The organism is Streptomyces sp. NPDC020192 (assembly GCF_044388685.1).
Lineage (GTDB): Bacteria > Actinomycetota > Actinomycetes > Streptomycetales > Streptomycetaceae > Streptomyces.
The window spans coordinates 67,881-92,721 of record NZ_JBIRXG010000016.1; the positions used below are offsets into that span (position 1 = coordinate 67,881).

The following is a 24,841-nucleotide window of genomic DNA, read 5'->3' on the forward strand; positions in this document are numbered from 1 at the left end:
TCGGTGGTGGGGTTACTGACTGCAGGTGGTGGTGTGGCCGGTCAGTGGGGTGTTGAGGTCGCTTGGGGTGGTCTTGCGTCGTACGACGTGGCCGGCGGCGAGGTGGCGCTGGCAGATGGTCAGGACGGGCGGCCTCTCGGGCAGCCGCTCGGGGTGGCATTCCGTGTCTGCGGAGGTGTCGTCTGCCATGGGCAGGAGGTGGAAGGCGTCGTGCACGGCGGCGGCGGACTGGAACAGCCGGGTGTGTGCGGTGGCGAGGTGTCGGCCGGCAGCGGGGTGCGGGGGCCGGGTGGTCTCGGCGAGGTGATCGAGAAGCTGGTGCAGCGCGGTCAGGTGGGCGTGCAGCACGTCGAGGTGGACACGGTCTGTGGGCGGGGCGGTGTGCTGGGCGAGGGTGCGCGTGTGGTGGCGGATACCGGCGCTGGCGGCCCGCAGGTACGGGTACGCGTCGCCGACGGGAATGGCAGAGGTCAAAGGTGAAGGGTTCCTTCCTGCCTCGGTGGCAGGACGTCGGCTGGTGCATGGATGGGGTCACAGGGCCGTGCGGGCGAGCGGGAGGGCGCTGAGCGTGAAGGCGTCGGGCTGCTGGAAGTTCAATCGCCGCAGGTCGACCTGGGCGGTGACGGCGGCGGCTTCGATCTGCGCGCACGCGGCGTCGAGCAACTCGTCGGATTCGGCGGACACGGTCAGCAGGCCGGTCAGCGCGACGTCGGCGTGCCCGGCGATCAGCTGGCGTTCGCGGATCTTGACGTCGGAGTACTCGACCGAGTCGGCCTCGGAGTCGACCTGTCCGCGGCGTGCGCGCTCGTTGGCGTCGGCGATGATCGCTGCCTTCTTGCGCTGCACGTCGCGCATCGCGGACTCGAGCCCTTGGGGCACGTATATGAGGGAGAGGGTGCGGCGGACCCCGGCGGTGAACATCAGGCCGTGCAAGAAGCCCGCCGAGGTTTCGGTGCGGGGCCAGTCCTCGACCCAGTAGGTGGCGTGCCGGGCGGAGTCGGTGGCGAGCCGGTCGTACTCCTCGACCTGGACCACGGGTCCGGCGGCTGCCGCGTCGGCCTCGGCTCGTCCGGACTCCGACCACTGCTGCAGGGCCGAGAGCGCCTTGGGGTCGTAGGCGGTGCGGATGACGGCGGCGATCTCGCGGGCACTGAGCCAGCCAGTCACCATCAGTCCGGCGCTGCGTGCAGCTTGGGCGATGGAGGACGTGGTCTGTTCCATCACGGTGAAAGCAGCAGGAAGTCCGCCGCCGGCCTGGCTGATGAGGCGTTTGGCGGCCTTGAGGTCGAGGGAGATCGCCAGGTATGCCTCGTGCGGGGCGGCGGCCGGGCCGGCGGAGGCGACCAGTTCGCTGTAGACCTGTCCGGCGACCGGAGTCTCGGCGTGGCCTTGCTGGGCCCAGTGGCGGGCGAGGGTGTCGCCGCTGTCGGGGACGGTGCGCTCCAGTACCTGCACGGTGGCGACGTGGCCGGTGCGGGCGATGCCCGCCAGGGCCCTGCCCCACCCGGCCACGTTGTGGTTCTGGGTCGCGGGGTCGAGGAGCGCGAAGGCCCGGCTGGAGACGCGGGCGACGGCGGTCAGGGTCTGGTGGTGCGGGTCGTGTACGGCGGCGGCCTGGTTGGCGGAGTCGCCGGGGGTGACGACGCGCAGCGAGGCGGTCGTGCCGGGCAGGTGCAGGATTCCGTCCTGGCGGGGGCGGGTGATGGGCCGGGCGAGCCACAGGGTCTGCCCGGTGCGGCGCCGCTGCGCGAAGCGCAGGACGATCGGTGCCCAGTCGATCAGTGATCGGCCGTGTCGGCGGACGGTGACCAGGGCGGCGACCGCGGCCCACAGCGGAGTCAGGGCGATGGCGCCGAGCAGCCCGGTGGATACCACCGTGACCAGCAGGAGTGCCAACGCGCAAGAGACCAGTATGAGTTGGGGCAACGAAAGGCCGAGCAGAATGCCGCGTCTCGACCGGTGGGGGAATTTGACGGTGAGCGGTGTGACGGTGAGTTCAGACAAGGGCCGTTCCGATGGTGCGCGGGGCGGTGCCGGGGCGGCACGCGGCGGGTAGTGCGCAGCACGTGCTGCCCCGGAGTCGGGCAGGGGCTACAGGCCAGTGGGCGGGGGCGGCGGTGCCCCGGTCCCGCTGGAGGTGCCGGCCGAGTTCGGTGCCGGCGGGCTGCCCTGCGGCGGGGGCGTGGAGGTGCCGGTGCCGGGCTGCGACATGAAGCCGCCACCACCGGAGGGCGATCCGGCACCGCTGCCCTGTCCGGGAGCGCCGCCGAGTTGGCCGCTGGTGTCGTCGCGCACATGCGTCGGCGGAGGCTGGACCGCGTTCTCCAGTCCTTGCTGGCGGGCGCCGCTGTCCGAGGAGCCCTGGGAGCCGTTGCTGTCTTTGCCGCCGCCGCCTCCGGTGGGGCCTGCGGCGATATCGCCGGGGAAACCACCGCCCGGTACTGTCTCGGGGCCCTGCGCGGCTGCGCCTGCTCCGGCCGCTGCGCCGCCGGTTCCGGCGGTGGCGCCCATGGCCGCGGCCTTCCGGGCAGCGCGCTCGGTGTGCTGCCGGGCGAGCTGGGCTCCGGCGCCACCGGCGCGGTGGAGGGATTCGCCGTCCGAGCCTTCAGCGGCCCAGTGCACGAACTTGAAGGTCGCGTACGGGCACAGCAGGACCAAGATCGTGATCACGATGCCGGACATAACGTCGGCGAGTGCGCCGATGCCGTCCTTGGCCGAGGTCTTGCCCATGGCGGCGATGCCGAGTACGAAGACCACGGTCATCAAGAGCTTGGAGACCACGAGGGTGGCGGTGGCCTCGATCCAGCCCTTGCGCCAGCGCCGGGCAACTTCCCAGCCACCACCGGCGCCGGCGAACACTGCCAGGGTGACCATGACGAGGATGCCGACCTTGCGGACCATCATGACGCACCAGTAGAGGAAGGCGCCGATGGCTGCGCCGATGCCGGTGAACACCGCGACGAGCCAGCCTAGTGCGGCCAGGCCGGGGATCTGGCTCACCTTGACGATGCGGCGGACGGCCGACTCGATGCTCAGGTGGGAGGCTTGGAATAGCCCGTCACTGAGGGCGTCGACCACTTCGATGGCGACGGTGGTCAGGGCGATGGCGCAGAACGCGAACAGGACGCCGGACATGGTGCCGGTGAATGCTTGGGTGAGGGCTTGTCCGTCACGGCGGACGGCGGCGCGGACGAGCTGCGCGCAGAACGTGCCGACCAGGATGATCAGGCCGATCGGCAGCAGCATTTCGTAGTTGTCGCGGAACCACGTCGCGTTCAGGTCGACCCTGGTCGTGGCGTCCACGGCCTTGGCGGCCAGGTCGGCGGCTGCGGCAGCCAGTTCGCCGGCGCTTTTGGCCATCCAGTCGCCGATGGCCTTGCCGGGATCGGATGCGAAGTCGACCGCGTCGCCGACGGCGCACAGCTTGTCCGCGATGGGGTAGTCGCAGAAACCCAAGGGAAGGGGTCCTCCTTACGTGTCGGCGGGGTGGGTCACTGCGTGACGTTGGGGGCGATGGCGGCCAAGGTGCAGTCGTGGCCGGGTCGGCACTGCACGGCCAGGGTCACGGCGCGGTCCTCGGCTCCGCCGCCGCCCTTCTTCCACGTGATGTGCTGCGTGCCGTTGACGGTGACGACGTAGATGTACGCCTGGGTGATCGCGGACGGGTCCTCGGCGAGCGCTTGCTTGAAGGCGCCCGGGTAGTGCCCTTCGGTGACCGTGGCGGTGGCGTGCTGGTCCTGGTCGGCCATCCGCGACCACAGCAGCGGATCCGGTACCTGGCCGGAGACCGAGGCCCAGTCGTCGTACTTCGTCTCCTTGGTCATCCACGCGCGCATGCCCGCGAGCTGCTGGACACGGCTGGTGTCGCGAGTGTCGTAGGACCAGAGCATCCGGGCTGCTGCCTTGGCGTAGGCGACGGGCTCGGCGATCTGCGGGGGCGCGGGCACCGATCCCGCCCCGGCCGACGGCTTCGGCGCGGCTTCGGAAGGCGAGGAGTTGCTGCTGGGCTGGGACGCTGCGGCGTGGTCCGGGCGCTGTTCGCCGCGTCCGGTGAAGTACGCGGCGGTGGCGGCGACGGCGAGCAGCGCGGTGATCACGAGCGCGACGATCGCGATGCGCTTGTTCACCGACCAGGTGACGCCGTACCCGGACAGGGAGGGGAATCGTTTCTGTGTCAATGGACCTGCGACCCCAGGGCCGAGAAGAAGGCGACGATCCCGTTGGCGGCACCGAGGCCGAGCGCAGCGCCGGCGGCCACGACGGCGCCCTTCTTGCCGTTGGCTTCAGCCTGGTGGCCGCCGGTGTGGTGGCCCCATGCCCACACGCCGAGGGAGACGGCCAGGGCGCCGACGACGGCGATGATGCCGAACATGTTGATGGAGGAGACGACGCTCTTCAGCACGCTCAGGCCGGGCAAGCCGCCGCCTTGGGGGCTGATGCCTGGGTCGTAGGCGAGGTAGGCGACAGAGCGGTCTGCGAGGGACAGGGGTATGGGAGGACTCCTTGCATGCGCAGGCCAGATGAGGGCCGGCGGAAGGGGAAAGATGAGAGGGGGGAGATGCGCTCGGGGCGTGAGAAGGCGGCCCGGCGGGGCCGCCCGGAGGCATGTCCGGGCGGGGCGCGGCGTCAGACGACGCGGCGGGCGGCGAGGATGTCCCAGTCCGTGACCGGGGTGATCCGGACCGGCTTGGACGTGCGGGGTGCCTCGATCACGAGGCCCTCGCCCATGTACATGCCGACGTGTTCGGGCCGCGCTGCGGTGCCCCGGCTGAAGATCAGGTCACCGGGTTCCAGGGCCTGCGGCGAGACCGCCTTGCCTTCGTTGACCTGCGTGTACGTGGTGCGGGTGAGGTTGATGCCGGCGTGCTTGTACGCCTGCTGCATCAGGCTGGAACAGTCGCAGCGGCCCATCGGATCGGGTCCTTGCGCGTCGGTGCAGGATCCGCCCCACTGGTACAGGGTGCCGAGCTGGTGCATCGCCCAGTCGATGGCCTCGCGTGCCTTGGGGTTGGCGTCCGCGGGGATCTTGTACCCCTTCGGCACGCTGCCCTCGGGGATGGGCCCCCACGACGTGCCGCCCTTGCCCGGCGTGCAGCCGTCGGTGCCGGTGGTGGCCTTGCTGCCCTTGGAGGTGCCCTTGGCGGGCTTGTCGGCGCCGGCGGTCGGGAACGTTTTGACGATGGCTTTCTGCAGTGCGGTGGCGAGGCCCTCCCACTGTGCGTACGCGTCCGGATAGCCGGATTGCTGGACGGCTTGGGCGGCCTGGGTGACCCGCATCTGCGGCCAGCCGGGGACCTTGAGCAGGTGCTTGTAGAACTGTTCGCTGGCGTAGACCGGGTCACGGATCTGCTGGGCGGTGCCCCACCCTTGCGACGGGCGCTGCTGGAAGAGCCCGAGGGAGTCTCGGTCGCCGGAGCTGAGGTTGCGCAGCCGTGACTCCTGCATCGCGGTCGCGATGGCGATGATCTGACCCTTCGCGGGTACGTCGAGCGACAGGCCGGTGGCGACGATGGTCTGGGCGTTGGGGATTTGCTCGGCGGGCAGGTCCAGGCCCTTGATGTGGACGTTCTTGGCGTCCGCGCCATCGAGGATGTCGGTGACCTGTTTGGTCAGCTTGTCCGTGTCGATGCCGGTCAGGCAGTCGCTGAACGAGGCGGTGGTGGTCGCGGCTTGGCTGGAGGCCGCCATCATCATGGCGGTGCCGGCGAGGAGGAGCGGGGAGAGGACGACGACGCCGATGCCGGCGGCTATGCCCTTCAATCCGGCTCGCCTCCCGGCAGGCGGTCACGGGCCGGCGGACGGGTTGCGGGCAGGGGAAGGTAGAGCGGTGTCAGGGCGGGGTCCTTGGTGAAGTCCCGGCTGCGCATGCGTCGTTGAGGAAAGGGCGCGACGGCCGGGGCGGTGGGTAGAACGGGCAGCCCGGGTGCACGTGCGCGAGTTGCCGCTCGCGCCGGCATAGGGCGTCAGGTCAGGTGTGCCAGGGCATGGGGATACCTCCACGAAGGCAGGGGCGGGGATGTGCCATCGGCGGTGTCCGCCGGGCAGTTCCAAAACAGTAAGGGCGGATCCCCGGTTGCCGAAATCGTTCGTGATCAAGGCTCTGTTTCAGGCTTTTTGGCGGCGATAGCGCTCAACCGGGGATCGTGCCCTACAGTTTTGGCTCCTCCCCTTGCCACCCCGCTTTGCGGACCGCGGAGTCCTCCTGTCCGCATGCGGTCCCGCGGGGGCATCCAGGCGAGCTGGAGCGTCTCCCCCTCATCTCACCCGACCCGAATTGGGGTATCTCTTTGCCTTTTTCCCTGCACCAGGGCGACGCGCTCAGCGTCCTCGCTGAGCTGCCGGACGGCTGCGTCGACTCCGTCATCACCGACCCGCCGTACAACTCCGGCGGACGGACGGCGAAGGAGCGCACCTCCCGGTCCGCGAAGCAGAAGTACACCTCCGCCGACGCCGGGCACGAGCTGCCGGACTTCACCGGCGAGAACATGGACCAGCGCAGCTACGGTTTCTGGCTGACCCAGATCATGACCGAGGCGCACCGGCTCACCAAGGTCGGCGGCACCGCGCTGCTGTTCACCGACTGGCGTCAGCTGCCGATCACCACGGACGCCATCCAGGCCGCCGGCTGGCTGTGGCGTGGCGTGCTCGCCTGGCATAAGCCGCAGGCCAGGCCGCAGAAGGGGCGTTTCACCCAGAACTGTGAGTTCATCGTCTGGGCCAGCAACGGACCGATCGACGCCGCCCGGAACCCGGTCTACCTGCCGGGCCTCTACAGCGCCTCGCAGCCCAGCGGTAAGGCGCGGCAGCACATCACGCAGAAGCCGGTCTCCGTCATGCGTGAGCTGGTGCAAATCGCCCCGCCGGGCGGCACCGTGCTCGACTTCACCTGCGGATCCGGCTCGACCGGGGTTGCGGCCCTGCTGGAGGGCCGCGACTTCATAGGCGTCGAGAAGACCAAGCATTACGCCGAGATCGCTAATGATCGTCTATTGCAGACGATGCAACAGACCCTTTCCCAGGAGGACTTGACCCTCACGGTCTGAGCCCCATACTGCTGCGCGGCGCGGCCTTGCGATGCTTTGTGTGTATGCCCCCGGCCGTGCCGCGCGCAGCGTTATAGCAGTGAAGTCCCGGTTACCGAAACCGGGGTTTCTCCGGATGGTTGTAGTCGCAATCCACTCCCACCGGCTGCGGCTTCAAGGAGGCCCCTTTCCTGTGCCTGAATCCATAAACCCCCCGGAGGACGGGGAGACGGAACCAGTCCGGCTGCCGGACTCCGATCTGCAGAGCATTGAGGCGAGCGTTCGTAAGCTGCTGGACCAATCCGCAGAGCAGGCCCGCCAGCTCGACAGCCTCGCCTCCGCACCCCAGCTTCCGGACTCACCGTTCGGTGCCTTCGGCATGCCCGGCTTCGCGGGCCTGCCCCCGCAGCCTGCCCCGCCCGAGCCCCGCCCGATTCTGGAACTGGAGGGCGAGGAGTACGAGGACGAACTCGACGCGCTCAGTGACTGGGTCGATGACTTCCTCGTCCGGGTCTACGGGGCCGAGGTCACGACCGCCGCGCCGTGGTGCGAGCAGTGGCAGGAACATGCCGACGTCGTCGCCTGGCTCCACGCCTTGTGGCTGGCCTACCAGCAGCACATGGACGCCGAAGCCGGTCTGAGCGGGCTGTTCGTGTGGCACCGGGACTTCCTCACCCACGCCATGGCCACCGTCAGGGCTCCCGGCGGGCCTCTGTCTGCGTGCATGACCGATCCGGCCCGGCCCGCCCACCGCCTGCTGCCCGGCCCGCCTCCCTCGCACCGGACCGCCACCGCTACTGAGGAGCACGAGGATCACGAGGAGAACGGCGAACCCGGCCAGGGCACAGGATGACCGGCCGCGAGGCACGGCCGGCCTTCGGCCTCTCCTTCGATCCCCGCGCCCTGACCGACCTTCTCCAAGCCCCTGGCGACATTCGCGACCTGGCACTCGCCCAGCTCCAGGACGTCGTCAACGCCCGCCTCTTCGGCGCCAAACTCACCCGTGACCTCACCGGGTTCCGCAAGGTTTATGTCGATCACCGCGCCGCGTGGCGCATCGTCTACGCCCAGCGGCCGGCCCCTGCGAACTCCGCGTACACCACCGAGATCCACGTCGTGGCCGTACGCCCGCGCGAGGCGCATGACGTGTACGACACCGCTCGAGCCCGCCTCGGCATCAGCCGGCGCCCTCTGGGTGAGCGCACCCACGCCGCCCGCACCCGCTCTCCGCAGCTGGGCACGCGCCAGGTTCCTCCCAAGCCGGGACCGCCGCCGTACGCGATGCCCGGCCTTCCCCGACCCTCACTGTCCCCGACCCTGAAGGGCCCCGTTCGTTGACGCATTTCCCCTCCCTGATCGACCAGGTCGCCGCCGCTGTACTGGCGCCGGCCCCGGTCTCCGAGAACCCGCACCACCGCGCCATCCTCGATGTGTTCGTCGAGGTCCAGGACCTCGACCGGCAGCTCGCCGACCTGGCCGGGGCTGACCGTCCCGACGGAGTCAGTGCCACCGAGCAGCTCGACAAGCTCACCGACCTGCTGATCGAACGCATGGCGGCCGGAGCCGAGTTGAGCGCCTGGCTGTCCACCTCCTGCTGCTGCGCCGCCGCGTACGAGCCCGAACCGCCGGGCGAGTATGAACCGGTGGAGGACGAGGTCCCCGACTTTGATCCCGACTTCGAGGGCTTCGATGACTTCGAGCCCCTGAAGGACCCGGACGACTTCGACGACTTCGAGCCCTTCGAGGCCCTGGACGACTTCGACGACCTCCACGAGGACGCGTGCGAGGAATTCCTGTCCTGCCCGAGCCGTCCGCAGACGATCGTCCACGCCTGCCTCGATGTCTTCGACGACCATGGCGCCCCGGAGTACGTCAGCACCGCGGATCTGGTCGCGCGCCTGCGCGAGCTGCCCGGCCAGGCCGATACACGATGGCGCTACGCCGACCTCACCCCGCTGCGGCTCTCCCTGCTCCTGCGCTCCTACGGAGTTCAGTCGCGTAAGCCGCGCGCCGCCGATGGCAGCCGCTACCGGGCTTACCGGCGCGCCGACCTGCTGGCCGCTCGCCCTGCCTGCTCCTGCTGACGCACCCCGCCCTCGCACGTACGCGCCTGGTGACGGCGGCGGACTGGGATCTGATCGCCGCCTTCCACGAGCAGTGTTCCGTGGAGAACCTGTTGCGCCGCTGGGGCCGAACCCGCCTCATGCCCCGTGACCTGACACGGCTGCTTGTCCAGTCGCAGTGCCGGATCGGGCTCGATGCAGACGAGCGGCCACTGGCCCTCGTCTGCGCCGGGCCCGTCAGCCGGGAGCCGGGCGTCATCGACCTCGGACTGCAGGTTGTGGACGACCGCCACCGTCAGGGCATCGGTACGGCTCTGGCCCGGCAGGTGGTCCGGCTCGCCCGTACGCGCGGATCGCACACCCTCTCCGTGTTCACGCAGGCGTCCAACACGCCCATGCTCCGGCTCCTCGACCGTCTGGGCCCGACCCGGCACACCCGTGACGGCCCGCACGTCGAGGTCCGCGTCGCCCTGGACGCGCTGGCCCCGGGCACTCTGCCGTGCCCAGAAACACCTCCGCCATGACCTCACCCCCTGCCCCCGCTCGTCAGACGCGCACCGCTCTCGACCACCGGATCGAGATTGCGGTGGGCCGCAGCATCGAGGAGCTGTGGCGCCACCGTGACGACGGATTCCTCGACGCACCGCACGCTGCCTTGGCGGACGCTCACCGCGACCTCGTTCGCGCTGAGCGGGACGTCACCTTCCACCGCGTCCGCCTCGCACGTCTCGCCTCCGGTGAACTGCCCGTGGATCAGCCGCTGTTCGCCCGGATCGACCGCACACTCGACCAACTGGCGGAAGCTGCCGACGTACGTGACGCCCAGCAGGCCAAAGCCGTCGCTGCGCTGGAGCCGATCGAGGCCGCCGCCCCTCGGCCGGTGCCACGGCAGGTGCCGACGAAGGACTTCGCGGCCCTGCTCGCCATTGCTCAGGGCGCCAAGCTGCACGAGAACCTCGTCACCCATCGCCTCGCCGTGGCGACCTTCTCGCGTACCCGCATCTCCTACGCCCAACTGCAGCGCCTGGAGGCGAGCGGCCTCGTGGACCGCGACACCTCTCACCCGGTGCACGCCGGGCAGCCCGTCACCCTCACAGACGCCGGCCGAGCCGTCCTGGCCGCCCCGCGTCGCGCTGGCCCGCCCGGCACCACGCCCTCGCCCGTGATGCCAGTGGCCCCCACTGGCTCCCGTCCCCGGCGCTGAATGAGCCGTCCGTGCCGCGGCCACGGCGCCGAAGGCGCCATCTACCGAAAGCACCGATGCCCACCTACGAACCCGATTTCCGTCTCGACGGATACGAAGCCGTCAACGGCCAGGTCGCCGATCAGTTCCGGCAGCACATCGGCATCGAGCAGGACATGATGACCGTGCTCGCCGAGTACCACAGCGAGGACGCCGAGCACAGCTTCTACGTGATGCACAACCGAGCCGTCACCTGGGGCATCCCCGGAGAGCCGCAAATCGTCGCCCTGCACCTCACACGCGACACGGCGGCGCGCAGCTTCCGCTTCACGCACAAGGCACTGCCTCTGCCGTCCATGGCCCAGTCCTGGCTGATCGCCCGCGGCTGCCCCGAGGAGGAGATCCTCCTGCCCGAGGGCATGGGCACCACTCCCGCGGACCAGGCCACCCGCGCCCTGGAGACGCGCCTGCGCAGCGACGGCGACCACTTCGCATTGCTCACCAGCTACACCCACGACAGCGAGCCGATCGAAACCACCGTGCTGCTGCGCGCCCTCGACGACAAGGCGGCACTGCCCTTCCGGGTCCTGCTCGAAGAGGTCGACACCGACGCGTGGACGCACACCTTGCGCGAAGGTGCCTTCGTCACCTTCGAGGCCGCCACCCAGTGGTGGGAAGCGCACTGGAACGGCGAGGGGGTCTCCCTGCCGACTGCCTCGCCGGCGGCCAGGCACGCCACCGCCCCCCGTATCCCCGCTCTGCCGGCTCGCCCCGCTCCACCACGCGGTCCGAGCCGATGAATTCCCGGTAATCCTCCCGCCTCTCCCTCAGAGGCCCCGGCGAAATGCCGTCTGATGCGGGCGAGGCGGCGCGGAACATAGCACGCAATCCCCGGTTACCGAAACCGGGGATTCTCTGGACTCTTGTTCTCGGCCCGCACGGCATCCGCCTGGGGCTGTCTCCGTATTCCCTCTCCATGCCATGGAGGTCAATTCCGCATGCGCACTGCCCGATTCACCGCCTCCGTCGCCGTTCTCGGCGCGCTGACGCTCCCGTTCATTTCCGCCCCGAGCGCGATGGCCGCATCTTCGAAGGTGTCGGCCTCGGCTTCGGCCAGCCGACCGTGCGACCGGCCCGGACCGTGGGTGATCGGCACGAAGGCCGTGACAATCCGCTCCAAGGCGACCACCAAGTCCACCGCCCGTGGAGTGCTCTACCAGGGCCACAAGTTCACCGTCGACAAGACCCAGGGCAACTGGCACTACATCACGGACAAGACCACCGGCGTAAAGGGCTGGGTGTCCGGCACGTACGTCTACCGCGAGGTCTACATGTGCCTGGACTAGCCGAGCGGCACCCAAATCCCCATTCCAGCAGCGGATTCCCCGTAACCGCCGCCCGTGGTGTGCCAACTCCCATGCAGCACTCCCGCCCCGAAATGAAGGGAGACCCTCTGTGTCCGACGCCAGCGAAGACATGATGGGTGTCATCACCGAGCGAATCGAGGACCGATTCCAGATGCCTCTCGCCGACCTGCGCCGGGCGGTGAAGGCGGCACCACAGGCCAACCCCGAGGCCACCACCATCGTGCATTGGTACGGCCTGCTCGCCGAAACCCAGGACGCACTCGAAGCCGCGGAAGACGCGCTCATCGAGGCCCTCGGCACCCAGCCCGGCGAACTCGACGATCCAGTGGTGGAGTTGGCCCATCAGGTCAACGCCGCTGTTGCCTCCCGCGACGGCCGCGCCATGGTCGTGAACTACCTCCTCGACCCCGACGCTCCCGGTAAGCGCGGTCCGGCCGTCTGGCGCGGCGCATCGCCCGCCGCCCGCCGCGCTCCGGCTCTGCCCACCTCCTCACCCGTGCTGCCCGGTACGCGGGACACCTCGGCGCGCGGGGCAGCACGGTGAGTGTCATCCAGAAGTCCACCAGCCGCGACCCGGCGCTGGAGAAAGCATTCGGCGCCGCCGTCGCCGAGCTGTACGCGCAGGCAGCACACTCCGAGGTCAGCGCCGCACTTCAGCGCGCACTGGAGCTGCGCAGTTTCCTCGCCATCGCCGAGGAACAGGTGGCCCACGTCCGCGATCGCGTCCATGGCGCCACTGCCGCCGACCGGGACATGGGCGACCTGTCCGCCGCCGAGCTGCGGTGGGACGCGGACTGGCTGGAGGCGGCGCTGGCCGGCCGCCAGGGCTACGCCGCCGCCCTCGACGAGCTGCTACGAGCCATGCCCCCGACGGTCCAACTGAGCGCACAGCGCGCCGAGTTGAGCCCAAAGGTCACCGCCACTGCACCGCCCGCCCCGGCAGCATCCCGCGCCGGGGCGGTGCGGACCCGTCGCCCCTGAAAGCCACACCGATTGCCCCAGCCTGACGCCGCCACCCACGCCGTTTCCCAGATCGTCGCCCAGCGCATCGAGGCGCTGTACGGACAGCCGCTCGCCGAACTCGAAGCCCTCGCCGGCAACAGCCCTGACGCCACCCTGCTCGGCGCGCTCACCGGCAGCCACAGCGACCTCGACCTCGCCGAACGCAACATCGCCTTCCAGCTGGAGAGGCTGCGCGAACTCACCGCCCTTGACAGGGAGATCGGCCGCTTTACCGCAGGTCACATCCTCGACTGCGCCCGCCGCATCGCCGAGTCCGTTGCCACCCGCGACGCCTACGCCAAGACCACCAGCGCGGTCCTGGGCGGACTGCGCCGCGCACCGGCCCCCGACACCCAACCGTCGGCTGTGCCCGTGCCCGCCGCCCCGGCAGCCGCCCCCGCCCGCACCCGCTGATCTGCCCGCCCCGCTTGAGGAGCCCCTTCCTTGGCCACCACCGGTCTGCCCCACACCACCCAAGACGACCTCTCAGGCGTCACCAAGACTCTGGATCTGCTCGCCCCGCGCTGGAACGTGTGGGTGCTGATGACCCTCTCCGTGAAGCCGCTGCGCTACGCCGAGATCAAGCCGAGGCTGCCGTGGCTGCACGACGGCCAACTCCATCCCCGGCTGCGCCAGCTGACCAACGCCGGCGTGGTCGAACGCACGGAGTACGCCCCGCGCCACGTCACCTACGGACTCACCAGCCACGGCGCCGACCTGCTGCCCGTCCTGGCCGTGATCGCGTCCTGGGGTGACACCTACCTGGAGAAGCAGCTCGTCACCAACAAGAAGACCGGCGAGAAGGAGCCCGAGCGGATCGCCCCGGCCCAGAACATTGACGACACCCTCGCTCTGATCGGCCCGCGGCACGCCACCCCCATCCTGTGGTCCCTGCAGAGCCGGGGCAGCGCGAGCGCCAAGACACTGACCGCCGAGGCCATGCCCGGCTACGGGCTGACGGCCATCTACAAGCCACTGGACCGCCTGGTCGCCGACGGCCTCGTCACGGCCACCGGCACCGGCGACTTCCAGCTGTCCGCCAGCGGCCAGGCCCTCGCCCCCGTCTTCCAGGCGATCTCCGCGTGGGCTGCCCCGCCCGCCAACCCTGGTGCGCGGCCGGTTCGGGGGCAGGGCCCCGCCCCGTCGCAGAACCGTTCCGGCCCTTGGGCGACCACCCCGACCCGCCTTCCGGCTGTTCCCGTACCCGCCGCACCGTCGGCCGGCCCGGCCCTGGCCACCACGCCCCCGGACGGCCCCGCGTGGAAGCCCGGCGACCTCTTCTCCCACCAGATACCCGCCCGCCCCATCACCCCGGCAGGAGGCCCGCGCCGATGACCGCCTCCCTGCCCACCAGCCTCCTGCAGGAACGCCGCGCGATCCGGACCCTGGCCCTGCCGGGCCTCATCCGCCTGATCACCGAGATCGACGACAACGGCCCCATCAGCCACCGGCGCGGCAGCCTGCAGGGCGCCTTCGGCGACCTCACCCCCGGACAACTGCGCCACGCCATCGACACCGCACGCGACCTCGGCCTGGTCCACGCCGACGAACAGGCCCCCGACCGCTACCAGCTCACCGCCAGCGGCGAGGACCTCGCCGAGGTGTACGACACCGCGGCCCGCTGGGCCCGCATCCATCAATTCCCCAGCTGTGCCAGTGACTTCGTCACCCGCGTCCAGTACACCTTCCAGCTGCAGAGCTCCGAGTCGACGACCCACACGAAGACCGAACCCTCGGCGCCGCAGGAGGCGCTGTCCGAGTGGCTCGAGGCGCACCCGCGCGTCCTGCACCAGGCCGGTGTCCGCTCCTCCCGCGCGGCGGAATCGGGGCTCGCTGCGTGAGATCCCGTGTCGGGCCCCGGCATGCCCGCCGGCCGGTCTCCACCCTGCTGCGCGGCATCTATCTGCCACGCAGCACTGACGCCGTAGCGTTCGCGACCGTCACCTACGGCATCCCGCTGCTGGTGCTGGCCACCACCAACTCCGGGGCCCTGACCGGACTTGCCTTCGCGCTCGAATGGGTCCCACGCCTGGGCGCGTTCGCCTTCGCCGGCGCGCTGGTCGACCGCCACGGCACCACCGCCGTCCTGCGCTACGCCTCCGCCGCGCGAGCCCTGGTCGTCCTGGCCGCCGCGTTCATCCTGCCGACGCAGGCGGCGGGCCTCCGCGCGACGGCCACTGTCATGCTGCTCGCCGCGTCCACCGGGATCCTCACCGAGTGCTCGTACATCGCGGCCGAGACCGCGGGCGGGGTCGCGGGCCGTGAGGCCGGCGACCCCGCCCATCGCGTGCAGTCGGTGCTCCTCGGCATCGACCAGGTCGCCACCCTGTCCGGGCCCGCACTCGCCGGCGTACTGCTGCAGTGGACCGGCGCCGCCGGCTTGCTGACGGTGATCGCCGTCTTCTCGCTGCTCACCAGCGTCCTGGCCCCGCGCCAGTACCAACGGGCCAAGCCCGCACGACAGCCGGTACTTAAGGGACTGCACACCGGCTGGTCGACGCTGCGCGCCCTGCCGGCCCTGGGCTGGCTGGTGACCGGACTGACCGTCTCCAACCTGGCCGTCGGCCTGCTGCAGGCCGCCGCCCCGGTCATCATCGTCAAACAGCTCGGTCACTCCACGGCCGACGTCGGGTTCATCTGGTCGATCGCCGCCGTCGCATCCCTCGCCGCGGTTGCCCTGTGCCGCCGGGCCATTGACCGTTTCGGTCTGTGGCCGGTCGGCGCGCTGTCCGCCACGATCGCCGCCACCGCGTGCCTGGCCGTCTCGTTCGCCGGAACCTACGGCACCTATCTCACTCTGATCGCCGTTCTCATGGCCGGCGAGGGCGGCATGACCGTCGTGCTGCGCACCTTGCGCTCCCGCCTCATCCCCGCGGACGTGTTCGGCGCCACCCTGTCGCTGACCATCTTGCTGCTCCTGCTGCCCTTCCCCCTCGCCGGTGTCCTCGTCGCCACCGTGCCGCCCGCCCAGCTCGGCCACGTCATGACCATCTGCGCCGTGCTACAGGCCCTGGGCCTGTTCACCTCTTTTGCCCAGCTGCGCACCACCGGCTTGCGCACCTCCTTCGCCTGACCGTCCCGGTCACCCTCCTGCTCACCCCGGAGTCCGCTGCCATGCCCACGTCCCATGCCCCTGCCGCCCCGTACGCCCTGCCCATATCCCGGCCTTCGTTGCGAGCGGGTTCGCGCCCGACGCTCACCGACCGGTTCCTGGCCTTCGACGCCGAGCACCCGTACGTCTACCGCATCCTGGAGCGCCTGACGGCCGACCGGCTTGCCGCCGGCGCCACCCGGGTCGGATTGAAGGCGTTGTTCGAGGACGTGCGCTGGCAGCTGCCCGGGGGCGTGCGGGGCCTGAACAACTCCTTCACCGCGCTGTACGCCCGAAAGCTGATCGAGGACCACCCCCACTGGGCGCCCGCCTTCGAGCTGCGTCGCCGCCGCACTCCCTGACCCGGCCGCGTACCTCCACCCTCCTTTCCTTCAACCCATTTGGAGCCTTGTTGTCCTCTCGCCCCGTTCTCCTGGTCGTTGCAGCCGCCGACATGGAGGCGCAGGCATATCGCGGCTACTGCCTGGAAAGCGTCGCCGCCCATTACGACGTCGCATTGATCTCCGGCGCCGAGCCGACCTGGGAAAGCGGGTTCCTCGTCGACTTCGAGGTCGCCGACCCCACCGACCAGGCGGCACTTTCGGCGGCCGGGCGTGCTCTGGCGGAGCGGCATCAGCTGGCGGGCGTCATGACGTGGACGGAGTGGTACCTCGTCCCCGTCGCACGCCTGGCCCGCCAGCTCGGTCTGCCCACCACCGCCCCGGAGGCACTCCAGGGATGCCGCAACAAGCACACCTCCCGCACCCTGTTCGCCCGCCACGGCGTGCCCTCCGCCGCGTCCGTGAGCGTGCGCACCGAGCACGAGGCACGCGACGCCGCCCAGCGCATCGGGTTCCCGGTCGTCCTCAAACCTGCCGCGCATGCCGCGAGTATGGGCGTCATCCGCGTCGATGCCGCCGACCAGTTGCCTTCCGCGTACGCCTTTGCTGCCCAGACCGCCGGCTGCGGCGTGGAGAGCACCCAGGTCCTGGTCGAGGAGTACCTCGACGGACCGGAGGTGAGCGTGGAGTGCGTCACCCACCAGGGGCAGACCACGGTGGTCGCCGTGACCCGCAAGACCGTCGGCATGCCTCCGTTCTTCGAGGAACTGGCCCACCTGGTCGACGCGAACGACCCGCTGCGCTCCACCGTGGCCCCGGCCGCCGCAGCAGCACTCGACGCCCTCGGCGTCACCGACGGTGTCAGCCATGTCGAGATGCGCCTGGTTGACGGACGCCCCCGCCTGGTCGAGGTCAACGCCCGGATTGCCGGCGACATGATCGGCCACCTCGTCCGCCTGGCCACCGGCATCGACCTGGCCCGTGCCGCCGCCGATACCGCTTGCGGCCAGGCTCCCGATCTCACCCCCACCCGCAGCCAGGCCGCGGCGATCCGCCTGATCTACCCCGCCTACTCCGGCACCCTCACCGCCCGCCGGATTGACGCCGACTTTGCCGCCGGTGCCGACTGGCTGGAGCGTGTCCGCTTCCAGCGCCAGGCCGGCGACCAGCTCGTTCTGCCGCCTGAAGGCGACATGTTCAGCGCACGCGTGGGCTTCCTGATCACCACCGGGCCGACCGCTGCCGTCGCCCAGGCGCGCGCCCAGGAGGCGTACCGCAACCTCGACGTCCAGGTTGCCCCCGTTCCCCAGGAAGCGGCCGGCACGGGAAGGACCACATGAGCGGCGCCGTCGCCACCGAGCTGATGCGCAGCCGCCGTCTGCTGACGGGCTACTTCGCCAGCCTCGGCATTGTCATGGCCGTGAGGGGCGCACGCATGCCAGCAGTCCAGAACACCGCCCGTCTCAGCACCGGCGGGCTCGCCCTGGTCCTGCTGGCCGCCGCCCTCGGCATGGTCGCCGGCCTTCAGACCGGAGGGCGCCTCGCCCACCCGGCCCGATTCCCGGTGCTCCTGACCGGCGGCGCCATCGCACTCGCCGTCTGTCTCGCCGCCCTCGCGACCTGCCGCAGCCTGGAATCCCTCCTCGCAATGGCGTTCGCCTTCGGCGCCGCGCACGGAGTCCTGGATGTGGCGGCCAATGCTTCAGCGGTGCGCTGCCAGAACGCACACGGCCGCCCGATTATGGCGGGGCTGCACGCTTCCTACAGCCTCGGTGCTCTGGCGGGCGCGGCGGTGGCCGCGCTCACCGCTCACATCCCCCATACCGTCCTGTTCGTCACCGTCGGCACGGTCGCAGTCGTGGCAGCATGCGCTTCGATACGAGCGACCCGTTGTCTCGCCGCATCCGGACTCGAGCCCGTTCGTACCCCCAGCACGTCGAGCCCGACCACACACGGAAGTGTGTCCCGGCCCCGGTTGTGGCTGCTGGGCGCGCTGGCCGCCGCGACCCTGCTGGGCGAGGGGGCCGCCGCCGACTGGGCCGCCGTCCATGCGCACAGTCTTGGTGCGACGGCCGCGGTCAGCGCGGCGGCGTTCGCCCTCTACAGCGCGGCCATGGCCGGCGGACGACTCGTAGGTGACCGGCTCACCACCCGATACGGTGCTCCCGCCCTCGTACGCGCCGGTGCTGCCCTGGCAGCTCTCGGCCTCGCCGCCGGCCTGGCTGGATCCACCATCGCCTCCGCCCTGGCCGGGTGGGCGGTCTTCGGCCTGGGGCTGTCCGTCACGATCCCCAGCCTGATCACCGCCGCCGGCACCGGAGGACCCCGCGCGGTCGCCGCCGTCTCGGTCACCGGCTACGCCGGCCTGCTCGCCGGCCCCGCTTTCATCGGTGCCCTCGCCACCGTCACCTCTCTGCCTCTCGCACTGCTGTTGCCCGCCCTCCTCGCCGGCGCCGTCGCCGCCCTGTCCCGCAAAGCCCTGGAGAACGCCGCCCCTTGACCCGCACCACCGCTTCCCCGACCCCAGTGGATGCCCTGATCACCGACTACAACGGCGTCCCGGGCAGACAGCCGACCACCGCCATGTGGACCCACCTCGCCAGCCTCGCCGAATGGCCCGACGGGCACCTCGATTCCTTCCAGACCGCCTTCTGGGCCCCACGGCAGGCGTACGACGCAGGAGAACTCAGCGACCTCGCGTACTGGGCGCAGGTCCTGGGCCACCACCCCGGCCCGCGGCTGCTGCGCACCCTGCGCGCCGCCGACACCGCGATGTGGATGCACACCGACGACCACATCCTCGACATCCTGCGCCGCGCCCGCGAGCGGGGGCTGCCCATGACACTGCTCTCCAACGCCCCGCACTGCCTGAGCGACGCGCTCGATGCCACCGACTGGCGGCGCGAGCTGATGACCGAGGCCCTGTACTCGGCCCGCCTCGGCGTGTGCAAGCCCCACCCGGCCGCCTACGAACAGGCCCTGAGGGCCACTGGCATTACCGACCCGGGGCGCATGCTGTTCGTCGACGACCGCGCGGACAACTGCGACGCCGCCTCCCGCCTGGGCCTGCGCACGCTGCACTACACCGGTCGCCCCGCCGACCTCGAAGCAGCACTCCTGCCCGCCGGCTGACCCACTCCGACCTCACCCCTCAGGAACCTGTGCCGCTCCACGACGACACCATCGACGGGGACGTCTACGTCTCCCCGCGCCATCTCGCCCTCACCACCGCGATCGGCGACCCCGGCCTCGACCCGCTGCGCAACCTCGGCTGGGAACTTCACCACGACGACCTAGGAAACGCCTATCTGAACGCGCCGGACGGCAAAATCCGCCTCGGCTACCTCCCCGAAGGCGACGACGACGGCCTGTGGCGTATCAACGCCTACAAGGACCCGTTCGGCCCGCCGATCTGGGGCACATGCTTCAACGACTCCTGTCCGACGGAGTTCGTGACCTCATTCACTACATCCCTCGCCGAGGCATACGAGCAGGGGCCGGACAGCTACCTCGCCAGGCCGGTCTCCGGCAGCAAGGACCACGACCCCTTCCTGGCGATTGCTCCGCTGATCAACCGTGGCTGGCTGATCGACCGCCCCCGCTGGGGCGTCTTCGCCGTCCAGTCACCCGACCAGCTAGCCCACCTGGAGTGGACCACCGGCTCCCTCGACCCGGAAGCCGAGCTGACTACCCGTGACGCCCGCTGGCATCTGTGGGCCGGCACCTCCGTCGAGCGCCCCTACTGGTACGCCACCGCCAGCACCGACACCCCCGTCGCCCTGCTCAGGGCTGTTACCGAGAGTCTTTCCGACCCCGCACCCCTGTTGCGCTGGCGTGATGACACCTACAGCTACGTCGAGCAAAGGGCCCAGCTCATCCCCGTCCTCCCGCCGCGACCGGCGACGCCGACCCCGCTGGACGTTCAGCGGACCGCCTCCCGCCGCCCGGCGCTCACCACCTCCAGCGTCCCGCGCTGGAGCACCACCAGCCGCCCCGCCCTGCCCGGATCGCGCCGCTGATCCCGCCGGAGACCTAAATGTCGCTGCACGCCCGTGAGTTCTTCGTGGAACTCAGGCTCCCTTTCACCGACAGTGCGGTCATCGGCGACGTCTACTACGCCATCCCTGTGCCCGGAGGGCCCCTGCGTCTGCGGATCGACTTCAGCCCCACCATCTACGCCGGCGAGTGCGACGGCCTGCGGATCGCAGCCATCCACCAGGATCGAGGCGAACTCGACGCGACGATCCTGCGGTTCACGGAGTACAAGACGTTCGACCACCGCGACTCGACGCAAGGCCGTAACCCGCACAACTCCGGATACGGCATCTTCAGGGAGTTCCGGGACAGACCCGACTGGGTGCCATGGAACGGCGCCCACACCAATGCACTGCGCGATGCGATCGAGCAGTACACCTGCGTCTGGTTCCCCGGCGCATGGAAGGCGTACTCCCCACGTCGTGCGGCCGGCCGCACGACGCAGAACGCGCCGGCCCGGCCATCCACCCGCGGTCCGAGCCGCACCCACTGATCACCACAGCACCAGCCCATCGCAGGAAGCAACGTTGCCCGACGCATTCGACAGCCTCGAACCCGACCAGACAGTGACGGTCTTACCCCGTCACCTCGCGGGTCGCGGCTCGGCCGACCTCCGTACCATCTGGCCCTTCCCCTTCGACGACGACTGGTCGCTCTACCAGCACGCGGAAGACGGATCGGCCGTCGCAAGCAGCCCCTGCCTGCGCCTACGCACCGGCTACGTGCCCGACCCCGACCGGCCCGGCCACATGCAGTGGATCACTGCCGCACACCACAGCCCATTCGGCCCGGCCACCTGGCAGATCACCTTCGACGCCACCACCCCGGTCGAACTGCTGCGGGACACCCACGCCGAACTCCTCGACCTCTACCTCGAAGGCCGCCACAGCACCCAAGATCCCCTGTTCGACGACCGGACGCCACCGCACGAGGCATACGCCCCGCTGCTTGCCCGCGGCTGGAGCCACATGGTCAAGACCGACGGCACCCAGCACTTCCTCGCCCCGGACATCTTCGGCGGAGTTCAGCACAAGTACGCCGAGCCACGCCTCAACACCCCCGCCGAACCCGCCTGGACAGCCTGGGCAGGCTACGCCGACGACCCCCACTGGCGCGTGCGGTTCTCCCGCGCGACCCCCACCACACTCGTCGCGGCCTTCACCGCCTCCCTGCTCTCCACCGAGCCGGTACAGCGCACGGTCAAGGACGTGCCGCTTCGCACCCGCGACCGTGTCTACGTCGCATCGGCGACCGCAACGCCCCAGCAGAAGACCCCTGCGGCGCCGGTCGCCTCGCCGGCCTCGAAGCCGACCGTCCCGCGCAGAACCCGCTGACCAGCCCCCTCCACGGAGCCGCCATGTCCCCGCCCCCCTGGCCCCTTTCGAGACGACGGCCGCCGTCGCACGCCCCAGCGGCAGATAGACCGCCAGATCCGCCCGCTCCGCCGGGGCCGAACGGCTTCTGGCTCACCGATCCGGCCTTCCGCGACCGGCTGCACAGCGCGACCCTGATCATGCTCGACCTCGTCGAAGACGCCATGAACGACGACATCCCGCTCACCGACACCCTCAACGGCGCCCGCCACCACGCCGAAGACATGCTCGGCGTTCCCAGCGCCTACGGCATCCTCGTCGAAGCCGAGGCCGCAGCGCAGATCGTTCAGGCCGCCGGCCTGGATGCTGGATCCCCCTTCGGCCTCGCCATCGCCCAGGGGCTGGCCGGCATCGAGCAACTTCCCGTCGAGCAGCAACAGAAGCTCGTACGCGCCGCTGCCCGCCGGTACGCGATCACCGCGCCCTCCCGTTCGACGGCCCTTCCAGCCTCAGCACCCCCGCGTCCTGCTGCGGGCCGCTCTCGCTGACGCACCGCCCCACTCACGCACCCTCATGTGTCCCGCCCGTTCCACCTTGGAGAGTCCCTTCTTGCGCATCCGTTCCATTCGCAGCCTTCCGGTCGCTGTCGCAGTCGCCGCCACAGTGACCGGCAGCCTGGCCTGGGCGCCGGCCGCCTCGGCCCAGAGCCCCGATCCCACCCCGTCCTCGTCCACTTCTCCGGCTCCTCGGAACGCGGCCGAGGCGGAGCCCGGAGGCGTGACCATCCTGAAGAAGGACCCCGGAGGCGACGTGCTCGCCGGGGCGTCCTTCACCCTGCTCGACTCCGCGGGCAAGGAGGCCGCCAGCGGCAAGACCAATGCCCAGGGGCAGCTCGCCTTCAAGGACCTCGCGCCGGGGGTCTACCGCCTCAAGGAGGTCTCCAGCGGCAGCACACTGCACGACACGGTCGACGACCAGGACGTGATCGTCACTCCCGGGACCGACACACCGCTGACGATCGTCGACCCCTTCAAGGCCGCCTCGGTCCTACTGAAGGCCAAGGACGACAAGACCGGCAAGCTGCTGGCCGGATCCACGGTCAACATCGGCAGCGGCGACAAGACCATCCTTACCCTGACCACCGGCTCCGACGGCACGGCCAGCGGCAAGCTGCCCATCAACTCCCGTACGGGCACCGACTTCTGGGTCAAGCAGGTGAAGGCACCCGCCGGCTACGAGATCTACAAGCCCTCGAAGGCGTTCAAGGCCAAGCCGGGCGATCCCGTGACCGTGACCGTCTCCAACGCCAAGACCGCCACCACCCCGCCGCCCACGGAAAGGCCGACCGACAAGCCGAGCGACAAGCCCACCCCGGACAAGCCCGGCAAGGACGAGGACGTCCCGACGCCGTCCGCCTCGGGTACTCCGACCTCCGACGAGACCGCATCGAGCAGCGCGGCGCCCGCTCCCGCTGGCTCGCTCGCGCACACCGGCGCTGATGCCACTCCGTGGCTGATCGGGGGTGCGGGAGTCCTGATTGCTGCCGGCGGAGGCGCCCTCTTCGCGGCCCGTCGCCGGCGTGCGGACCATTCCACCGATGACGGCTCCGCCGAGAGCTGATCCACCCGCCTCACGGCACGAAGCCCCCGGAATCATTCGCCATTCGACTCCGGGGGCTTCGTCGTGAGCGCGTGAACGGAGCCGAGCCCATGGTCGGCATTCGAACTCCAGTTATGGCACCCCGATTTGGGCTGATAATTGTCCGCTCCACCGTGCCCGGAAAATCACCCCGATGATCCGCTCCGCCCGCGCCCTGACCTGAGGATCAGGATGCGCCAGCGCCGCGGCGAACAGCACCGTCAGCAAGGCCGGCGGTATCAGCGGCGCGGCTATCTTCCACAGCCCATCGGGGACCAGGTCCCGCGCAAGATCCACAGCCATGGCGGACGATCATGCCTCAAGTGGCCACTGCGGTGCGGGGATAGCAGTTGGTCAGCGACTCTCACGACTTCTAACCTGCTCGAATGATCGAAGATGGCGCAGTGGTACGCGTGGGAGACCCCGGACCGCGACCGGTCCACCTGCTTTTCTCCGAGCCGACGAGACCGTTCGGGGGTGATCCCACACTCGACTTCCTTGTGAAAGCTCGCGGGCAATGGGTGAGCGTCGAGACCCTGGTGCGGACGTGGGACGGCGACGGCATCGACACATTCCTCGCGACGCTGGCCGAGGACTTCCGCGGTTGGAAAGGGGCGCGCACCTGGCGCTCCCTGGAACACGACCTGACAATCTCGGCGGAACACCGCCCCGGCGGCTACGTCCACCTCACGTGGGGCATCCACGACCGGCCTCCGTCCGAGGAGTGGCACTTCGAGACCACCACCGTGCACACGGCCGGCGAGGAGATGCGAAACCTCGCCGCCGAGATCCACACGTTCCTCACGAGCACGGTCGAGTAGCTGGAGCACCACGTGAGACAGCCTCTAAAGCTGGGGCGCATTCTTCCAGTTCTTCGACACCATGGTTCCCGCTGGCGTATTCCTTAGTAGCCCCTCCCAGTTCGCGGCGGCCATGTGGGTGGACCACCGAAACTGTCCCGCGACCGACAACCGGTCTGCCAAGCCGGTTGTCGTGAGGACAGCGAACTGGAGTAGCACGCTGAGGGCGTTCGTGGCGTGGTGTGAATGGATGGAGATCCTGCCAGTCGGAGTCAGCGTCACGATCCCCGCATAGGCGGGGGGCTTCTGAGCCTTGTCCTGGTGAGCGAAGCCGTGACGAACCTTGACCATGGCATCCAGGAACGAGGAGGCGTCGGGTCCCCGGTACGTCGTGGCTCCGACGCGCCAGTTGCTGCCCTTTCCGAGCTCGGCCGGGGCAACGTCCACGGCCCAGTCCCAGTCGGATGTCGGGTCGTATCGGAAGAAGGTCCAGTAGAGCTTGCGCAGGTTGTAGGGACTCGGGGTCTGCACCATCCCTTTCTTGCCGTCGATCTGGTACCAGGGGGCTGGTGGAGTGGCCTGCGGATCGAGTGGCTGAGCGGTCAACGCGAGATCTTCATTGAACGCTTCGAGCGCCCCGACGGCGGCCACCACGACAGCGCGGTTGAGGGAGGAGTGCTGCTTGCCGGGTTGCCCGCCACCAGGCTTCCCCTGCGCGCGGCGGTCCGCGGTCGTCTGCCGGAGCCGCTCTTGGATCACATCATGGATGCGCTGAGCGTCACTCAGGTAGTCGATCATGCGATCCAACGGACCCTGGAGGGGATGAAGCGCCATGTAGTACTTCCGCTCGGTATTGGGGCCCGCACGGTTCACCAAGTGGGCCGTACTGCGGGCTAGTTGATGGAGATGCCACCCCGAAATCTACTTGGCTAAGCACCCGGAGCGATGAAGGTCTATCTCTCCCCGGTGCACGGCACTTCGCGGCA

At 70.0% G+C, this 24,841-nt stretch carries 32 protein-coding genes; 24 read left to right on the forward strand and 8 right to left on the reverse strand.

Annotated elements, in window-relative coordinates; genetic code table 11:
• Positions 1 to 12: 12 nt before the first annotated feature.
• From ACH47Z_RS28385 to ACH47Z_RS28410, 6 genes are all read right to left on the reverse strand, one after another.
• Positions 13 to 474 carry a DUF6238 family protein gene (locus ACH47Z_RS28385; protein WP_399078523.1) on the reverse strand — a complete coding sequence of 154 codons (462 nt, stop codon included), beginning with the start codon at positions 472 to 474 and terminating at the stop codon, positions 13 to 15.
• Positions 475 to 531: 57 nt separating this feature from the next.
• Positions 532 to 2,004, reverse strand: coding sequence for an SCO6880 family protein (locus tag ACH47Z_RS28390; RefSeq protein WP_399078525.1), 1,473 nt, complete (start codon positions 2,002 to 2,004; stop codon positions 532 to 534).
• A gap of 87 nt (positions 2,005 to 2,091) precedes the next feature.
• Positions 2,092 to 3,456: an ATP-binding protein gene (locus ACH47Z_RS28395; RefSeq protein ID WP_399078527.1), complete on the reverse strand. Its 1,365-nt coding sequence runs from the start codon at positions 3,454 to 3,456 to the stop codon at positions 2,092 to 2,094.
• A gap of 35 nt (positions 3,457 to 3,491) precedes the next feature.
• Positions 3,492 to 4,178 (reverse strand): hypothetical protein, encoded by a 687-nt coding sequence (locus ACH47Z_RS28400; RefSeq protein WP_399078529.1) that lies wholly within the window; start codon positions 4,176 to 4,178, stop codon positions 3,492 to 3,494.
• A complete protein-coding gene (locus ACH47Z_RS28405) occupies positions 4,175 to 4,492 on the reverse strand; it encodes a DUF6112 family protein (protein WP_399078824.1) in 318 nt (105 codons plus the stop codon). Before ACH47Z_RS28405 ends, ACH47Z_RS28400 begins: the two co-directional genes overlap by 4 nt.
• A gap of 134 nt (positions 4,493 to 4,626) precedes the next feature.
• On the reverse strand, positions 4,627 to 5,760 hold the full coding sequence (locus tag ACH47Z_RS28410) for a C40 family peptidase (RefSeq protein WP_399078531.1): 1,134 nt from the start codon (positions 5,758 to 5,760) through the stop codon (positions 4,627 to 4,629).
• Between the two features lie 527 nt (positions 5,761 to 6,287).
• On the opposite strand from ACH47Z_RS28410, the gene ACH47Z_RS28415 reads away from it, so the two are divergent.
• The 23 genes from ACH47Z_RS28415 to ACH47Z_RS28525 all read left to right on the forward strand — a co-directional run bounded on the left by ACH47Z_RS28415 (position 6,288) and on the right by ACH47Z_RS28525 (position 23,037).
• Positions 6,288 to 7,043: a DNA-methyltransferase gene (locus ACH47Z_RS28415; protein WP_399078533.1), complete on the forward strand. Its 756-nt coding sequence runs from the start codon at positions 6,288 to 6,290 to the stop codon at positions 7,041 to 7,043.
• Positions 7,044 to 7,215: 172 nt separating this feature from the next.
• Positions 7,216 to 7,875, forward strand: coding sequence for a DUF4913 domain-containing protein (locus ACH47Z_RS28420; RefSeq protein ID WP_399078535.1), 660 nt, complete (start codon positions 7,216 to 7,218; stop codon positions 7,873 to 7,875).
• A complete protein-coding gene (locus ACH47Z_RS28425) occupies positions 7,872 to 8,360 on the forward strand; it encodes a hypothetical protein (protein WP_399078537.1) in 489 nt (162 codons plus the stop codon). The genes ACH47Z_RS28420 and ACH47Z_RS28425 overlap by 4 nt, the downstream gene beginning before the upstream one ends.
• Positions 8,357 to 9,106 carry a DUF3631 domain-containing protein gene (locus ACH47Z_RS28430; protein WP_399078539.1) on the forward strand — a complete coding sequence of 250 codons (750 nt, stop codon included), beginning with the start codon at positions 8,357 to 8,359 and terminating at the stop codon, positions 9,104 to 9,106. The genes ACH47Z_RS28425 and ACH47Z_RS28430 overlap by 4 nt, the downstream gene beginning before the upstream one ends.
• 29 nt (positions 9,107 to 9,135) lie before the next feature.
• Positions 9,136 to 9,609, forward strand: a complete 474-nt coding sequence (locus ACH47Z_RS28435; RefSeq protein ID WP_399078541.1) for a GNAT family N-acetyltransferase — start codon at positions 9,136 to 9,138, stop codon at positions 9,607 to 9,609.
• A complete protein-coding gene (locus ACH47Z_RS28440; RefSeq protein ID WP_399078544.1) occupies positions 9,606 to 10,289 on the forward strand; it encodes a hypothetical protein in 684 nt (227 codons plus the stop codon). The genes ACH47Z_RS28435 and ACH47Z_RS28440 overlap by 4 nt, the downstream gene beginning before the upstream one ends.
• 56 nt (positions 10,290 to 10,345) lie before the next feature.
• The gene (locus tag ACH47Z_RS28445) at positions 10,346 to 11,068 is read left to right on the forward strand and encodes a hypothetical protein (protein ID WP_399078546.1); all 723 of its coding nucleotides are present in this window, start codon (positions 10,346 to 10,348) and stop codon (positions 11,066 to 11,068) included.
• A 198-nt stretch (positions 11,069 to 11,266) separates the two neighbouring features.
• Complete coding sequence (locus tag ACH47Z_RS28450) at positions 11,267 to 11,614, forward strand: SH3 domain-containing protein (RefSeq protein ID WP_399078548.1); 348 nt, start codon at positions 11,267 to 11,269, stop codon at positions 11,612 to 11,614.
• 109 nt (positions 11,615 to 11,723) lie between these two features.
• Complete coding sequence (locus ACH47Z_RS28455; protein ID WP_399078550.1) at positions 11,724 to 12,179, forward strand: hypothetical protein; 456 nt, start codon at positions 11,724 to 11,726, stop codon at positions 12,177 to 12,179.
• On the forward strand, positions 12,176 to 12,616 hold the full coding sequence (locus ACH47Z_RS28460; RefSeq protein ID WP_399078552.1) for a hypothetical protein: 441 nt from the start codon (positions 12,176 to 12,178) through the stop codon (positions 12,614 to 12,616). The genes ACH47Z_RS28455 and ACH47Z_RS28460 overlap by 4 nt, the downstream gene beginning before the upstream one ends.
• 12 nt (positions 12,617 to 12,628) lie before the next feature.
• Positions 12,629 to 13,051 carry a hypothetical protein gene (locus ACH47Z_RS28465; protein WP_399078554.1) on the forward strand — a complete coding sequence of 141 codons (423 nt, stop codon included), beginning with the start codon at positions 12,629 to 12,631 and terminating at the stop codon, positions 13,049 to 13,051.
• Positions 13,052 to 13,081: 30 nt separating this feature from the next.
• Positions 13,082 to 13,972, forward strand: a complete 891-nt coding sequence (locus ACH47Z_RS28470; protein WP_399078556.1) for a winged helix-turn-helix transcriptional regulator — start codon at positions 13,082 to 13,084, stop codon at positions 13,970 to 13,972.
• Positions 13,969 to 14,478 (forward strand): hypothetical protein, encoded by a 510-nt coding sequence (locus ACH47Z_RS28475; RefSeq protein ID WP_399078558.1) that lies wholly within the window; start codon positions 13,969 to 13,971, stop codon positions 14,476 to 14,478. Before ACH47Z_RS28470 ends, ACH47Z_RS28475 begins: the two co-directional genes overlap by 4 nt.
• Positions 14,475 to 15,710, forward strand: a complete 1,236-nt coding sequence (locus ACH47Z_RS28480; RefSeq protein WP_399078560.1) for an MFS transporter — start codon at positions 14,475 to 14,477, stop codon at positions 15,708 to 15,710. Before ACH47Z_RS28475 ends, ACH47Z_RS28480 begins: the two co-directional genes overlap by 4 nt.
• 41 nt (positions 15,711 to 15,751) lie before the next feature.
• On the forward strand, positions 15,752 to 16,090 hold the full coding sequence (locus tag ACH47Z_RS28485; protein WP_399078562.1) for a hypothetical protein: 339 nt from the start codon (positions 15,752 to 15,754) through the stop codon (positions 16,088 to 16,090).
• 92 nt (positions 16,091 to 16,182) lie between these two features.
• A complete protein-coding gene (locus ACH47Z_RS28490; RefSeq protein WP_399078826.1) occupies positions 16,183 to 17,409 on the forward strand; it encodes an ATP-grasp domain-containing protein in 1,227 nt (408 codons plus the stop codon).
• A complete protein-coding gene (locus ACH47Z_RS28495; protein ID WP_399078564.1) occupies positions 17,406 to 18,569 on the forward strand; it encodes an MFS transporter in 1,164 nt (387 codons plus the stop codon). The genes ACH47Z_RS28490 and ACH47Z_RS28495 overlap by 4 nt, the downstream gene beginning before the upstream one ends.
• Positions 18,566 to 19,201: an HAD-IA family hydrolase gene (locus ACH47Z_RS28500; protein WP_399078566.1), complete on the forward strand. Its 636-nt coding sequence runs from the start codon at positions 18,566 to 18,568 to the stop codon at positions 19,199 to 19,201. The genes ACH47Z_RS28495 and ACH47Z_RS28500 overlap by 4 nt, the downstream gene beginning before the upstream one ends.
• A gap of 29 nt (positions 19,202 to 19,230) precedes the next feature.
• Positions 19,231 to 20,088, forward strand: a complete 858-nt coding sequence (locus ACH47Z_RS28505) for a DUF317 domain-containing protein (RefSeq protein ID WP_399078568.1) — start codon at positions 19,231 to 19,233, stop codon at positions 20,086 to 20,088.
• A 17-nt stretch (positions 20,089 to 20,105) separates the two neighbouring features.
• Positions 20,106 to 20,597, forward strand: coding sequence for a hypothetical protein (locus tag ACH47Z_RS28510; protein WP_399078570.1), 492 nt, complete (start codon positions 20,106 to 20,108; stop codon positions 20,595 to 20,597).
• Positions 20,598 to 20,631: 34 nt separating this feature from the next.
• A complete protein-coding gene (locus tag ACH47Z_RS28515) occupies positions 20,632 to 21,438 on the forward strand; it encodes a DUF317 domain-containing protein (protein WP_399078572.1) in 807 nt (268 codons plus the stop codon).
• 179 nt (positions 21,439 to 21,617) lie between these two features.
• Entirely contained in the window at positions 21,618 to 21,965 is a 348-nt protein-coding gene (locus ACH47Z_RS28520) for a hypothetical protein (protein ID WP_399078574.1), read from the forward strand.
• Positions 21,966 to 22,026: 61 nt separating this feature from the next.
• On the forward strand, positions 22,027 to 23,037 hold the full coding sequence (locus ACH47Z_RS28525; protein WP_399078576.1) for a collagen binding domain-containing protein: 1,011 nt from the start codon (positions 22,027 to 22,029) through the stop codon (positions 23,035 to 23,037).
• A gap of 111 nt (positions 23,038 to 23,148) precedes the next feature.
• On the opposite strand, the gene ACH47Z_RS28530 is transcribed toward ACH47Z_RS28525, so the two are convergent.
• Positions 23,149 to 23,358 (reverse strand): hypothetical protein, encoded by a 210-nt coding sequence (locus ACH47Z_RS28530; protein ID WP_399078578.1) that lies wholly within the window; start codon positions 23,356 to 23,358, stop codon positions 23,149 to 23,151.
• An 83-nt stretch (positions 23,359 to 23,441) separates the two neighbouring features.
• Between ACH47Z_RS28530 and ACH47Z_RS28535 the strand changes: the two genes are divergently transcribed.
• Positions 23,442 to 23,876 carry a DUF6228 family protein gene (locus ACH47Z_RS28535; protein ID WP_399078581.1) on the forward strand — a complete coding sequence of 145 codons (435 nt, stop codon included), beginning with the start codon at positions 23,442 to 23,444 and terminating at the stop codon, positions 23,874 to 23,876.
• A gap of 24 nt (positions 23,877 to 23,900) precedes the next feature.
• Here the strand turns inward: ACH47Z_RS28535 and ACH47Z_RS28540 are convergent, their stop codons facing one another.
• Positions 23,901 to 24,653, reverse strand: coding sequence for a hypothetical protein (locus ACH47Z_RS28540; protein WP_399078584.1), 753 nt, complete (start codon positions 24,651 to 24,653; stop codon positions 23,901 to 23,903).
• Positions 24,654 to 24,841: the final 188 nt, after the last annotated feature.